Consider the following 14,490-nt stretch of genomic DNA (forward strand, 5'->3'; position numbering starts at 1 on the left):
CGTCAAAGCTCTGACTGACCTTAGCCTGCGTCACGAGGCCTGCCCGTCTTTAAAGGGCCGTTCACCTTTTGCCACTCGCCCATCCGCTTCGCACGGCATGCCATCAGTTCGAAACGTGCTGGCGTTCTTCCGCTGAACCCGAGCGATCGATTTTCATGGCCGCTAGCTGTTGATCGAAGAGAAACTGATTTATCGGCATGGCGAAGGATCCTGGTGCTTGAGGTTGAGCGTGAGCCGGAGATAAATATCCCCGGCCCTGTTGTTGGCGTCAGCCCTGCTGGGCGCGAGCCTGCTTCTCTAGCGATGAAGGTTCGCCCTGCTGATGCTGCAAGCTTACGGCACTCTTCTTTCCGCCGTCGACCTCGCTGGTTTCGTAACTGAAACGTTGATCGACCTTCGGTACCTGACCTTCCTGTTGCAGGTCCGCCTTCTTGAAGCGGAGCGCTTCGCCACCCTCTTCAGGCGTGATTGAGCCCGTGCCCATGCTGCTGTCGTAACTCTTGATCTTGCCAAAATGTGTCATGTGTTATTCCTTCACGTAAGCTTGCAGCGCGCCAGAATAGACCCGGCTGCGACTCTGAGGCGGAACTGAAGGAAAGGGCTTCCAACTGTGGAAGCGGTGACCGTCGATTGCGACTGATAGCTGGACTTTAGATGGCTATGCCGGGGCTCGATTACAACCGCCGTGTGAAGCAAGATCTACAAATAGAACCGATGTCCGCAATTAGGGTCTGAAGCGGAATGTCTGCTTCATGTTCTCAGAATGCACCAACCTGACATTGCGCAACCGGCCCCACACCTCACTTGCCTACGCGTCTTTACAGAATTGCATGTGCCGAGGCTTGTCCTCTTCGTCCAAATTCATGAGGGTAGTCGATTAAGATGAGGCGACTGTTTTCGTCGTGCAAATTGGGAGCGGACAATTATCGAATTAGAAACACAACCCCTCTAAGTCACTCTAATGCAACAATACACTTCTTCTAACTTCGATACCGCGGTCACCTCAGTGTCCGCACTCGTGCCAGAAAATTCCAGCACGGATGACATCATCCAACGATCGCTGCAAGCGGCGCGAAAGCACCTCAGTCTTGAAGTTGCTTATCTGTCAGAGATCGTTGGCGATGAATCTGTCTTTAGACGTGTCGATGCGCCTGGGTTGGAGGATCTTATCAAAGTCGGCGATCGCCGTTCGCTCAATGATGTGTATTGTCGGCATATTCTGAAAGGGCGCCTGCCGGAACTGATCCCCGATACGGCTGCAGAACCGTTAGCCGTGTCCATGCCCATCACGGCAGCCGTGCCGATCGGCTCACACGTCAGTGTTCCCGTACGCCTGGCAGACGGTGAACTGTATGGGATGTTCTGCTGCCTAGGACCGGGTGCTAATCACACCTTTAATGAGCGCGATTTGAATGTCATGCGATGTTTCGCAGATATGGCAGCGATGGAGGTTGAAAAAACCCAAAAGGTTAGAGCTGCTCATGAGCTGAGACGCCATCAGATCGCGATCATACTTGCAGAAGAACTGCTCGACATTGTCTATCAACCGATATGGGACACAGTGACAAAACGTGCGTCCGGATTTGAGGCTCTCTCACGCTTTCGTACCGAAGAGATAAGATCACCAGATCAATGGTTTTCTGAAGCGCAATCGGTTGGCTTGGGAGGTCAGCTCGAATTGCTGGCTATTACAAAGGCGTTGGAAGAGCTCGAGCGATTGCCCAGCGAGAGCTACCTGACAATCAATTGCTCACCGATGACCGCGGCAAGTCCGGAATTGCGAGCTGCGCTGAGCAAGTCTCCGCCAGAACGATTGGTGGTCGAGCTAACCGAACACGAACAAATCGAAGACGCCGCTTCGCTCGCCAGATCGCTCGAACCGCTTCGCAGTTCCGGCGTCCGGATTGCCATTGACGATGCAGGCTCCGGATATAGCGGCCTTCAACAAATTCTCGAGCTCAAACCGGACATCATAAAGCTCGACCGGTTCTTCGTTCGCTCGATCGGTACCGACCCAAGCAGGCAAGCTATGGCAGCGGCTCTGGCAAACTTCTCGCAATCCGTGAAGTGCTCAATCATAGCCGAAGGCGTGGAAACTCAAGAAGAACTCTCTGCATTGGAAGAGCTGGGGTTTCACCACATCCAAGGGTATCTATTGGGCAGACCGAGCTCCATCGACGCATTGCAATGGCAAGCTTGAGTTTCCGGCTAATGAATGAAGATCAGGTCCGCTATTGGGTTCATGCTGACTTCGCGGCAGAAGCCGAATTCCTATCGTACCAATTTCGAGCGCCGGCAATGGGCAATCGACTTGCGCTTTGCGCGGAGCTGTAAAGAAAACCCTGCCCGAAGCCGCAGCCCATTTGCATCAAGAGACTTCGCTGGGCTTCTGTCTCGATGCCTTCCGCGACGATGTCGATCTCGAGGCTTCTGCCCATGGCGACAAGCGCGTGAACGATCATCCGCGTCTCGTGTTTGTCACAGATATCCTGGATGAATGATCGGTCGATCTTGACTTTACCGATCGGGAAATCCCTGAGATGCGACAGCGACGAATAGCCCGTTCCGAAGTCGTCAAGCGCTATAGATACGCCGGCCCGGTGAAGCTTGTGCAGCACATGTCGAACGGTTTCGGTGTCATTCACGAGCAACATTGTCTCGGTCACCTCGAGCGTCACCGATGTTGGTGCAATCGCATGCTTGCGCAGCTCTCCAAGGAAATGATCGCAAAAACCCCTGCCGAGAAGATCGGCTTCCGACGCGTTGATGCTAACGAACTGCAGATCGGGATACGCCTGCGTAACGGTCTTGAAGTCACGGCAGAGCAGGTCCAGCATGCGCACGCCGATCTCGCGCGCGAGCGTTGGATCGACCAGAGCAGGCAGGACATCCCCGGCGCTCACAGTCTGACCACTAGGCGCCTTAAGGCGCATCAAGGCTTCTAATCCCACGACCTGGCCATCTGCAAGGTCGATGATCGGCTGATAACCTGCGTAGATGCTTTGGCTGTCGAGCGCCTTGCGGACCTCCAACAAAGCCTCTTGTCTGGCGCGGCTCTCTTGCTCGAGCTTGGCCTCGTAATGGTGGAACGTGCCCGCTTCACGGTTCTTGCCATGATAAAGCGCTAGGTCAGCCATGCGGACCATTTCGTTGGCCCCCATACGCCCCTCGAATTGCGCGATGCCGCAGGTGGCACCGACTCGGACGGTGTCGTAGGAGATCTGAACCGGGATGGAAATCGTCTCGAGTGCAGCGCGCACGATGGCTTCAACTTCGGTTTTGGACGCGCCGATGGGCGCTATGATGGCAAACTCGTCGCCGCCCCAGCGCGCAAGAACAGAACCCTCCGGCATGGCCTTGGCCAGCCGGTCGCTGATTTCCTCAAGCACCACGTCGCCAACAAGATGCCCATAGGTGTCGTTGATATCCTTGAACCCATCGAGGTCCGCCAGGATCATGAACAGATTGCTGCCATTCTTATTGTGGCGTTCGATCTTTCGCTTGAGCAGCCGGTCGAATGCGAAGCGATTGTAAAGCCCCGTCAGGCTATCGTGATCCGCTGCCCTTTTGAGCGCTGTCGTTGCGACGTGCGAGTCCGTGATGTCCTGGACGACACCGACGATCCGATCAGGGAAGCCCTTCGCCTTGAGGAGTTCGCCCATGGATTTGACGCGCTTGATACCATTGTCTTCACAGATGATATTGGCCTCGAATTCGAAGGGCTGGCCCGTTGCAATGGTCTTTTCGAGACACGCTTGTACCAATGGACGGTAGTCGGTCTGATAGTACCGAATTGCTTCCTCGACGGTAATAGGGCGAGCAGCCTCGCGCCCGTGCAAGGCGTAGACCTGATCAGACCATTCCAGGGCACCGCTCTCGACCACCATATTCCAAGTGCCTATCTTAGCCACGCGCTCGGCCTGGCGAAACACAAGATTGGTGCTTTCAAGTCTGGTCGCATTCTCGGAAATCGCTTCGTTCATCACGTTCATAATGAGCGAGTGCATATGCGCGGTAATGAGATCGTTGATCGTCTTGGCGAAACGCTGGAGCGTTTCAAGATCCACTTCTGAGAACTTGCCGGGCTCAGGATCGAGGACCCACAGCGCTCCAATGACCACGTCGTCTGGGCCGCAAATCGGCGCGCCCGCCCACGAGAGTACATGCGGAGATCCGCCTAAAATAGGGCTCTGACAGAAGCGCTCATTGTCCCTAGTGTCCTCAATCAGGAGAGGCTCACCGCTTTCAGCACAAATCGCGGCGAACGATACTTCGCGGCTTTCCTCGGGCACCATGCGCCCGGTGGAAGAAAGACACCAAGTGCGCTTGTCTTCGACCAGTCGGATCCCCGCCAACTGACAATCGAATGTTCTCGTCACAAGATCGACGATCCGGTCGAACGGCTCGAGCTGAGGAGCGTCAAGCAATTGCAATGATCGCAGCGTATCGCAACGGGCATCTTCGCTTTGGATTTCAGGCTTTGACATCGTAAACGCATGGCAAAAAATTCTTAAGAAATTCCAGAGGAATTCTGATTTCTCATCTACTTATGAATGAACAGATATTTCTGTAATATTCCAGCGGTGGTATGCCATTACTGCTTATCGCGAGCCGAAACAGTTGAGTCGAATACCAGCCTGGGACGTACTGCCAAGCGTGCGAATTGCCACGTGGTAGACTGACCACCTCGGTCCATTAATCAACGCTTCGGCGCAGTCTGGCCTTTGAGGTCAGTGCGCTCAGAGTCCGCAGGCATAGCCAAAGCGCGGCGAACAGCCGGATTATCATCCGCTAGAGGTCACCCTTCAGAATTTATGAAGTCGTATTGTCGGCGACAAAGTTGCACGATGCATTTGTTCTCACCGAACGAAGGGGCACCTAGCACGACTTAATCCGCACTGATGTGGTGCACCGAAATAGTTAACGCGCTCTCAATTCTGAGGCGTCGACAGGGATGATCTCAATGCAATATCATGGCCCGAAGCTTGAACGCTTGAGTTTCGACAAAACAGCACCAGAAAACCCCGTGGATTGGCCGGATCTCGGCATTTCGATGAAGAACTGTTTGGGAGTCATCCAGTCAGCCTACGATGATGCGCAGCTTTCCGGACCAGAGTTCACAAAAGCAAAACTGGATATCCTCGAATTCTTATCGCAGGGGCACGTTGAGATGGCGATCTACAGGGCTATTGTCGGAGCAGCGCAAGCTCGCGCGATCACTTGACCCAGGCTTATACGCCACATTGAATTGTGCCTCGTTCCAGAAAGCCGGTGATCCGCTCCGACATCTTTGTCGTCCATATTTATCGGTGAGCTAACCCCGCCATAGGGTCTTCAACCGCACTTCGGGCTTCATGAAGAAAAAGCGCGCAAAACCAGCAATTTCCGCGAATGTCCAAAGGCTCTTCCGCTCTGAGTACTGCTGTTTCATCACGAGTGCTCCGAGGCGAAGTCGATGCTCGCAAGTCCAAAGCGCTCGTCGAGCAGGAGCTGCGCCAACATCTCGCGGGTGAGCCGCTGGGAAAAGCGCAGGCCGGCACGTCCATTCTTGCTCCAGCGTACCGACACGGAATTGAGTTCGAGGTCACAAAATCTGATCGAAAGGAGGCTACCCGGTTGGAATGGAGGCAAGCCTTTCAACCGCATGCCGCCGAGCGAGATGTTTTCGACGAGCGCGGTATGGGTCTCGCCCTCAATCCAGCAGCGCGCCTCGCTTTCGCAAGGCACGCGAACCGAGCGCACAGGAAAAGTCCGGTTCTCGGCGCGGACTTGATCGGTATGCTCTAGTCCGTAAGACTTGCCATCGCGCCAGACCACCTTGGCCGTGATGCATGAATTGGCTTCCCAGAAATAGCTGATCCGGTCGCCCACACGAAGCTCAGTATCTACCTCGATCCGCGCTCCGCCCTTTGAAAAGTTACGAATGAGGCCCATCGTGACCGTTGTGGCGGAAATCACACAGCAGGGGCGATAGGTCGCCCGGTGGCGCGGGTCGCGGCGGCGATCGGCTGCCACGAGCGGATCGTGCTGCGTGTTCTGCATCTTTGCACTGACTAAAATCGACATACGAACTTACCCTATTGTTACCGACCGACCTACCAACAGCTTGGACAATTTCCTCGCTCCCGGCCTGATTGCTTGTGACGATCCCTCGAGTCGCTGGGAGGACCAACTGGACCCAACGCCCGAAGGGATCGTCGCAGTCGTCTGCACCGTCACCGCATCACGTTCGAAACTCTTCGAAGCTTTGCTAACTCATGCGGGGCCAAGAGACCTTGCAGGTGTCAACGCGATAGACAGTTCGTTCGACTTGCAAGCATATTACGACGGCAAGGGGCCAGTGTTCAGTTCCCCACGGTGTCTGACACGTTGCGCAATCCACACACTGCACAAAACCTTAAGTTACATCGCCGCATGTAACGCTGTAACAATCCCAGAATTCCGGTCACTTCCGGTTCAATACGGATACGAAAGCGCTGATCACTTCTTACTCATAGATTAATCGAATTTCCTATTCGTGAATCAAATTTTAAGGATTTGCAGGTGTCGCAGGATCAGGGTCCGAGGTTCAAGTTCGAGCACCAGCTCAGACTGGAAGCCGACCGCGTGCTGAGCGACCTCGTGTTTCAGCGCGCGCCGGTCCAGAGCCAGCTGCTGGAATATCTCGTAGGGCGGGAAATCTCGGGCGAAGGGCCACCAACGCAATATGAGATCGCCGTCGACGGGCTGGGACGAGATCCGGACTACGATGTCGAAAACGACAGCTATCCGCGGGTGCAGATATCGCGGCTGCGGCGCAATCTCGAAAACTACTACGCGCGGAATCTACCGGGCTGCGGCCTCCGCATCGAGATTGGAGCCGGATCCTACAGGCTTTCGCTCGTCCCGGGCGAACCAAGTGATGGAAGCGCGCGGCCGCTGCAAAAGCACCGCGATGATCCGGACCATCCGACGAGCGTTGATTGGTTCGCGCGGACCGCGCTAGCGGCGTTTGCAATGGCGAGCCTAGCAGGCATTGCGTTGCTCGGTTTCTGGCTTTGGAATGGGGACAATGCGCCTGCGTCTCAGGGCTCGGTCAAGCCTTATACCGGTTTCGCGGTCGATGTAAGCGATTCCTTCCTCGGCGATACGGTCCCTCGGGAATTTGTCGACACCGCCAGACAGGTGACGCAGATACAGCTGCGCAATTCATTCGTCTCAAAGCCGCTCGTGCCCGGTAATGATCCCGGAAGCGTAAGATACTTCATCAATCTGTCCTTCGGTCCCAAAGACGGCAAGGCTGCGTTATTTCTCACCTTGGCAGGCGCCGATGGCGATGCACTCTATTCAAACACGATTCCTGTGGCAGGTGACCCATTGGGCGGTTTCGCTGACGAACTCGAAGCTTCGCTGGTTTACATCACTTCACCGACCGGTGCGATCGCGCAAGCCGAACTCCCTCGCCAAGGCGACCTTGCTGCCTCAGATTACGCGTGCTTTCTCGGGATCGAAAACCAACGCTCGAGCGGAAACGAAACATCCGAATTGGTCAATCGCTGCATCGAACGATACCCAAACAGTGATTATCGCGCGTTCTGGTATGCGCGGCGGGCTTTTTCGACTTATCAGGCGCAAATCGTCGCAGGCGAACCCATCGAGAAGAACGGACGTGGCTGGCGTGATCTAAGAACCGCACTCGAAGCCGATCGCTACAATGCATTTGCCAATTTCGTCGCTGCCAAGGTCGAGTTGTCTCTAGGTCATTGCGAGGATGCACGCGCATATGTGGAGCGCGCGCTGGAAAGGGGCGGCTCCTATCCCGCTCTTGTCGTGGCCGCTGAAGCCAACGCGGTTTCATGCGGCATCATGGGCGAGGGTTGGGAAAGCCTTTCCGATCGGTTGCGAACGGTCGCTCAATTCAACCCCAATCCCGATCCGCTGTTGCAACTTTATCTCGTAATTGGGTTGCTTGCAGCCGATGATCGCGAAGCGGCCCGTTCGATTGCAGGACGGCTGGTTCTCAGCGAACCGCAAGGTCCCGTCGAGCAGACTTCCGATTTGCTCCGACGCTCGCTCGAGGATCGTAGCGTAGCAGAGGCCAACCGCGAACAGATCTACGACACCATCTACCTGTTTGTCTGGAGCGAGCAAACAACCGACACCATCATGGCGGCGCTTCTGCGCTAGCAGGTACTCGGTGCACCAGCGATTGCGAGCGCTCGCTCGCTGGCAATTGGCACGACGATCATCTCAGGCTGGCCAACTTCTGCACCAAGTGCACGGATTAGAGGTCTGAGCTAGAGAAAGGCTTGCGCTTGCCGTGCAGAAGCTGATTGATGCGGCTGCTATGCTGCGGATCGCAGGATTGCAGCAAAGAGCTAGCCGGAAGCGCTGCGAGTTTCTAGGCGGAACGTCCTCTTTGTTGCCCAATTGTTGACATTGATCTCGTGATTTAAACTGGGCCGGAACATTTCAGGCGGCCTATCATTTGTTAATCAGATGGCTTGCAGCTGCTCTGCCTCCGAGCCCGATAGCGGCCAATGTGTCCTCATCGTTGAGGATGATGCGCTTATCGCACTGGCCATCGCAGATGATTTGCTGGATCACGGTTTATCCTCGAAGCATGTCGCCTGCTGCGAAGACGCCTTTGACCAGCTACGTCCGGATGCAAGCCAGTTTGCCGCGGCAATTCTCGACATTGACCTTGGCAATGATCAAACAAGCGAGCCGATTGCCAAGACACTTTCAGATCACGGGGTACCGTTCGTATTCCATAGCAGTGACGGGCCGGAGATGAAGAGGCTTGCGAAGCGCTACCAAGTCACCTCGATCAGCAAGCCTGCCCCCCAATGCTTCGTTAGTCGATCGGTTCAGGCCCTGCTCGAGCGCCAATAGCAAGAGGGCTTATCGTCCGCCGCAAGGGCCGTGCGTGAGCCGTTTCCAGACTGTCTCTTGTGGATGGCGATTACGGAAAGCGGTCGCTCCTTTCTCAATCCTACGGCGACACTCCCATTCCAAGGCGCGCGGTCGATGCCTGCCGGGCCATAGCGTGAACAACTCATTTGCTTTCTTCTTCGGTTACAAGGCCAAGCAGAAGATATCGGGCCAAATCGGTTCCGTGCCTCCGCACTCGGATGCTGTGCGCATCCATCGCAAGTGCGACAGGACCGTTACGGTTCAGAGCCAAATGTCACTGACCGTTCTTCAAGCTGACGCGATTGTGACCATTGCGGACCGTATCGCGCCCTCAACTCCTGGAGGGCAAGTCACCAATGAAACTGAAGTCGATTCTCTTCGCCGGCGCGGCGATCGCCGCCGTCTCTGCTCCTGTCGCGGCTATTGCCGGCGATATCCGGGGCACGGTAACCGATGCAGAGGACACGGTGGCTGTACGCGCCGCCGAGGTGCGCCTCGTCGAGCTGGATCGCACAGCTACGACGGAGCGTGACGGCGGCTTCAGTTTCGACAGCATCCCGGCTGGTACCTACACTCTCGAGGTGCGCTATATCGGCGCGGCAACCCAGACCCAGACGGTCACCGTTGGTGAAACAGGAACCTCGACTGTCACCTTCGACCTCATGCGTGAAGGAAGCGGCAACATTCTCGTGATCGGCCAGATCGCCAATCAGGCCTCATCGCTTTCGCGCAAGCGCGCAAACGATGGTGTGAGTGATGTGCTGACCCGCGATGCGATAGGCCAGTTCCCGGACCAGAACGTCGCGGAATCGCTCCGCCGCCTGCCGGGAGTCAACGTCCTGAACGACCAGGGCGAGGGACGCTTCGTTTCGGTTCGCGGTCTTGATCCGACGCTCAACGCAACCTCGGTCAACGGTGTGCGGCTGCCTTCGCCTGAAAGCGATATCCGCGCGGTGGCGCTCGACGTGATCTCTTCCGATATCATCGAGTCCATCGAAGTGAAGAAATCGCTTACGCCGGACATGGATGCCGATACGATCGGTGCCTCGATCGAAATCGAGACCACCAGTGCCTTCGATCGGCGCAAGGACCTTTTCGTCGCCTCCCTCGGTGGCAGCTACAACGACCTTTCCGAAGAATTCACCCCCGATCTTAGCGCCGATTTCGCTGTTCGCCTCAATGAGAGATTCGGCGTGTCGGGCGGCATCTCGTTCTACAACCGCCGGTTCGAAACCGACAATATCGAAGCCGACGACTGGGAAGAGGATGGCCTGATCTACGCCGAGGAAATTCAGTACCGCGACTACGATGTCGAACGCGAACGGATCAGCGCTACCCTCGGCTTCGATTTCCGCGTCGGCGACAGCACCGAGCTCTACGTCAAAGGTATCTGGAGCCAGTTCGACGACCAGGAATTCCGCCGCCGCCTGACATTCGATCTTGGCGATGCGGGCGTCTCCGGCACAAGCGACACGCCTCTTTATGACGACGACGAGGCTATCACGGTCGAACGCGACGTGAAGGATCGCTTCGAACGTCAGCAGATCCGTTCGGTCGTGTTCGGCGGAGAAACCGACTGGGGCGAGTGGTTCGCGGACTATTCGGCCAGCTATGCCAAGGCGACAGAATTTGAAGAAGGCAGCGTCGATCCGACCGTGTTCGAACGCGAATTCGAAGCCGAAGGGCTTCAGGTCGGATTCGATTTCTCCGATCCGCGCGTGCCGATCTATTCGGTCGTCGCCGATCCGACCGGCGATTTCTTCAACCCGGCTGCCTATGAGCTCAACGATATTGAACTGACCGCGCTCTCGGATAGCGAAGACGAGGAGTATGCAGCGCAATTCGATATTGGTCGGCGCTTCTTCAGCGACGCCGGTACCTTGACGGTGCAGGCGGGCATCAAAGGTCGGTGGCGCGAGAAGAGCTTCAACGGAGAAATCCAGTTTTACGAGAACGACAGTTTCACGATGGCTGATGCGCTTGGCATCGGCCCGACCTACCGCATCACCGATCTGGCACCGCTTCCGGGCCTAACCGAGTCCACCGATTTCTTCTTCGCCAATTTCGGCGATTTCGAACTTCAGGAAATCGACAGCCAATTCGATTCGAGCGTAGAGGATTTCGTGGTAGAGGAAGACATCCTTGCCGGCTATCTGCTCGGTCGCTGGGAAACGAGCGACCTGACCGTGATCGCCGGTGTCCGCTATGAAGACACCTCGAACACGCTTTCGGGCAATGATGTGCTGTTGGTCGAAGAAGACGGCACGCTTCCGGGCGGCGCGATCGCCAACGACGACACCGTGATCGTCACGCCGGTCAACATCGATCGCGATTACGATCACTGGCTCCCGAGCATCAACATCCGCTATGAAGCGCAGGATGATCTGATCCTGCGTCTTGCAGGCTATCGCAGCCTCGTGCGCCCTGGGCCGTTCCAGCAGGCCCCACGGATCACCGTCGAAGAAGCCGATGATGGCGAGCGCGAGGGCGAATTCGGCAACCCGGCTTTGCTTCCGACCGAGGCGTGGAACATCGACGCCGCGGCCGAATATTACATGAGCAGCAACGGCGCGATCTTCGCGTCGGTGTTCTACAAGAGCGTCGAGGATTTCATCGTCGAGCAGAACTTCGACAATGGCGGGACCTTCAACGGTGTGGTCTTTGACGAGGCCACCATCTTCACCAACGGCGATGAGGGCGATATCTTCGGGATCGAGCTTGGATTTGCTCAGGCCTTTGGCGGCGCGCTCGATGGCTTCGTGGTGCAGGCCAACTACACCTACACCGACGCAAGCGGCACGATAACAACGGTCGAAAGCGACGGTCCGCGTGACATTCCGCTCCCGGCTACCTCGGAGCATACGGCGAACTTTTCGGTCGGCTATGACAAGGGGCCGTTCGATATCCGCCTGTCCGGCACCTATCGCGACGGTTACCTCGACGAGCTTTCGGACGAAGCGGAGCTCGACCGCTATGTCGACGACCATCTCCAGCTCGACCTCAGCGCTAAGTTCCGCGCAACCGATAAGCTCCAACTCTATTACGAGTGGGTGAACATCAACGACGCGAAGTATTTTGCGTTCAACCGCCTTGGCGGACGGGAGAACCTCTTGCAGTACGAGGAATACAACTGGACGATGAAGTTCGGCGCACGGTACACGTTCTGAGCATGCGGGAATTCCAACTTTTTGCACTCGCTTCGCTTGGGATTGCTGCTGCGTGCGCCTCCGTGTTAATCAGCGGCGACCCGGCGGTTGAGGTGGCGGCTAGCGCGCAGACCGAACCGGTCGGGACAGCCAATGAGGACGCGGCCGATGATCCGGCGATCTGGCGCAATGCGGCCAATCCCGCAGCGAGCCTGATCGTCGCCACCGACAAGAAGGCCGGACTGTATGTCTACGGGCTCGATGGGAAAGTCCGCAGTTTTCTCAAGGGCGGGTTGCTTAACAATGTCGACCTGATCGAGCTCGCGGATGGTTCGATCCTTGTCGGTGCGAGCGATCGCAGCGATCCTGTCAAAGCAAAGGTCCTGCTCGGATCGCTCGACACTTCGAGCGGCACACTCACCGAGCTTGTCCGCGTCGATGCTGGTCCCGGTGAGGCGTATGGCTTTTGCATCGGGGAACAGGCCGATGATGGCTCGGTTTCGCTCTACAGCCCTATTAAGGACGAGCCGGATCGCGCTCAATATCATCAGCAAGGGCGAGATCGGGTGGACTAGCGAGACCTACACTTTCGCCAACGTCCCGTCGCAGCCCGAAGGCTGTGTTTACGATCCCCGTACCCGGCAGCTTTATGTCGGTGAGGAGTCGGCGGGGATCTGGCGGTTCGACACAAGCGCGCGCGAAGGCGAACTGGTCGCGCGGGTCGATAATCGCATGCTTGTTGCCGATGTCGAAGGGCTGGCCCTTGCGCTGAAAGGGTCCGACGGCGGATACCTCGTCGCGTCGAGCCAGGGCGACAACGCCTATGCCGTCTATGCCCTTCCCGGCATGACCTCGGTCGGGCGTTTTCGCATCGGCGGCGGCATTGTCGGATCGACCGAGGAAACCGACGGGATCGCGCTGGGGCTCGGCGGGTTCGGCGCGGATTATCCGCGGGGCGTTTTCGTCGCGCAGGACGGGATTAACGAGCCTGGCGCACAGAATTTCAAACTTGTCTCGTGGGAAGCCATTCAGAACGCGCTTGGGCTTCAGCCATGATCCGGCATGACAGGCGACAATTCCTTACCGCGACCGGGAGCGCTTTTGCTGCGCTGCTCGCTAGCGGGTGCCTGCGCTATTCGGGCGATCCGACCGGCTCGCTCTCAGCCAGTCCCTACGGTCCGTTGCTACGCGATCCGGCGGGCTTGCTCGATCTGCCGAGCGGCTTTTCCTACTACGTCATCTCGCGCCTCGGCGACACGATGAGCGATGGGGGCCGCGTGCCCGATCGTGCCGATGGCATGGGCTGCTTCGATCTCGGCGGCGGAAAGATCGCGCTGGTGCGCAATCACGAGCTTAAGGTGCATCACGATGCCGGAGGCGTGCTCGAGACAGGGTTCGACCGCGACGCTGAAGGCGCGGTCCTGCCCGGTGGCACGACCAACATCGTGCTCGATGCAGGCAGCCTTGAAGTCGAGCGGGAGTTCCGCTCGCTCGCGGGCACGATCCGCAACTGTGCTGGCGGGGTAACGCCTTGGGGCACTTGGCTGACTTGCGAGGAGGATGTGACCAACGCCGGAGACGGCGTTGCGCGCGATCATGGCTGGGTGTTCGAAGTGCCTGCCGATGCAAGCGAACTCGTAAATCCCGCACCGATCAGAGGCATGGGGCGGTTCAACCACGAAGCCGCCTGCGTCGATCCGGCGAGCGGCATTGTCTACCTGACAGAAGACCGCGACGACAGCCTGCTCTACCGCTACCTGCCCGATCAACCGGGCGAGCTTGCGAAAGGGGTGGGCTTCAGGCGCTTGTCGCCGCGGGCGTCTCCGACAGTCGCAACTGGAGCGGCGTGTCTTTGCGTACCGTCGCAATGGTCGCAAGTGAGTTGGGTCGATCTCGACAATGCCGATAGCCCGAACGACGATCTGCGCGAGCGGGGCGCGGCGCTTGGCGCTACGCTGTTCGCTCGCGGCGAAGGCATCCACATGGGCAATGGCGAGCTGTATTTCTGCGGTACGTCCGGCGGTGCGGCGAGACTTGGCCAGATCTTTCGCTTGGCTCTTCCTGCGGGCGACCCGGCACAGCTGCAATTGTTCTTCGAAAGCACCGATGCTTCGCAGTTCCACTACGGCGACAATCTCACGGTATCCCCCAACGGACACTTGATTGTCTGCGAAGACCAGAGCGGCGACGTGTCGACCAATCATCTGCGCGGTATCACCCCGATCGGCGAAGCCTATCCACTGGCGTGGCTGAGGCAGGAAACCGAGCTGGCCGGGGCGTGCTGGTCACCCGGTGGCCGGGTGCTGTTCGTCAACGCCTACAGTCCAACGGCAACGCTGGCGATCACGGGGCCTTGGGTGGGCTAGTTCTCCACACAGGGCAAAACCAAGCCGAAGGAAGAACGCCGCCGGAATTCATCTCCGGCGGCATTTCTCTTGCCCCTTGTGGA

At 57.4% G+C, this 14,490-nt stretch carries 11 protein-coding genes; 8 read left to right on the top strand and 3 right to left on the bottom strand.

Annotation, left to right across the window (positions count from 1 at the left end; genetic code table 11):
• Positions 1 to 268 precede the first annotated feature (268 nt).
• A complete protein-coding gene (locus AC0L39_RS02945; protein WP_473260616.1) occupies positions 269 to 523 on the bottom strand; it encodes a cold-shock protein in 255 nt (84 codons plus the stop codon).
• A gap of 438 nt (positions 524 to 961) precedes the next feature.
• Between AC0L39_RS02945 and AC0L39_RS02950 the strand changes: the two genes are divergently transcribed.
• A complete protein-coding gene (locus AC0L39_RS02950; protein WP_473260618.1) occupies positions 962 to 2,200 on the top strand; it encodes a sensor domain-containing phosphodiesterase in 1,239 nt (412 codons plus the stop codon).
• 40 nt (positions 2,201 to 2,240) lie between these two features.
• Here AC0L39_RS02950 and AC0L39_RS02955 read toward each other — a convergent pair whose 3' ends face one another.
• Positions 2,241 to 4,427: a sensor domain-containing phosphodiesterase gene (locus AC0L39_RS02955; RefSeq protein ID WP_473260620.1), complete on the bottom strand. Its 2,187-nt coding sequence runs from the start codon at positions 4,425 to 4,427 to the stop codon at positions 2,241 to 2,243.
• Positions 4,428 to 4,963: 536 nt separating this feature from the next.
• Here AC0L39_RS02955 and AC0L39_RS02960 point away from each other — a divergent pair.
• Positions 4,964 to 5,224, top strand: coding sequence for a hypothetical protein (locus tag AC0L39_RS02960; protein WP_473260622.1), 261 nt, complete (start codon positions 4,964 to 4,966; stop codon positions 5,222 to 5,224).
• A 206-nt stretch (positions 5,225 to 5,430) separates the two neighbouring features.
• On the opposite strand, the gene AC0L39_RS02965 is transcribed toward AC0L39_RS02960, so the two are convergent.
• Entirely contained in the window at positions 5,431 to 6,066 is a 636-nt protein-coding gene (locus AC0L39_RS02965) for a PilZ domain-containing protein (RefSeq protein ID WP_473260623.1), read from the bottom strand.
• Positions 6,067 to 6,543: 477 nt separating this feature from the next.
• Between AC0L39_RS02965 and AC0L39_RS02970 the strand changes: the two genes are divergently transcribed.
• The 6 genes from AC0L39_RS02970 (at position 6,544) to AC0L39_RS02995 (ending at position 14,407) form a co-directional block, all read left to right on the top strand.
• Entirely contained in the window at positions 6,544 to 8,166 is a 1,623-nt protein-coding gene (locus tag AC0L39_RS02970; protein ID WP_473260625.1) for a tetratricopeptide repeat protein, read from the top strand.
• Positions 8,167 to 8,478: 312 nt separating this feature from the next.
• Positions 8,479 to 8,874 carry a response regulator gene (locus tag AC0L39_RS02975; protein ID WP_473260583.1) on the top strand — a complete coding sequence of 132 codons (396 nt, stop codon included), beginning with the start codon at positions 8,479 to 8,481 and terminating at the stop codon, positions 8,872 to 8,874.
• A 377-nt stretch (positions 8,875 to 9,251) separates the two neighbouring features.
• Positions 9,252 to 12,062 (top strand): TonB-dependent receptor, encoded by a 2,811-nt coding sequence (locus tag AC0L39_RS02980; RefSeq protein ID WP_473260627.1) that lies wholly within the window; start codon positions 9,252 to 9,254, stop codon positions 12,060 to 12,062.
• A 62-nt stretch (positions 12,063 to 12,124) separates the two neighbouring features.
• Complete coding sequence (locus AC0L39_RS02985) at positions 12,125 to 12,616, top strand: phytase (protein ID WP_473260628.1); 492 nt, start codon at positions 12,125 to 12,127, stop codon at positions 12,614 to 12,616.
• Complete coding sequence (locus AC0L39_RS02990; protein ID WP_473260630.1) at positions 12,528 to 13,097, top strand: phytase; 570 nt, start codon at positions 12,528 to 12,530, stop codon at positions 13,095 to 13,097. Before AC0L39_RS02985 ends, AC0L39_RS02990 begins: the two co-directional genes overlap by 89 nt.
• Positions 13,094 to 14,407: an alkaline phosphatase PhoX gene (locus tag AC0L39_RS02995; RefSeq protein WP_473260632.1), complete on the top strand. Its 1,314-nt coding sequence runs from the start codon at positions 13,094 to 13,096 to the stop codon at positions 14,405 to 14,407. The genes AC0L39_RS02990 and AC0L39_RS02995 overlap by 4 nt, the downstream gene beginning before the upstream one ends.
• Positions 14,408 to 14,490: the final 83 nt, after the last annotated feature.

The sequence above is a fragment of the Erythrobacter sp. K21-9 genome, from assembly GCF_055808355.1.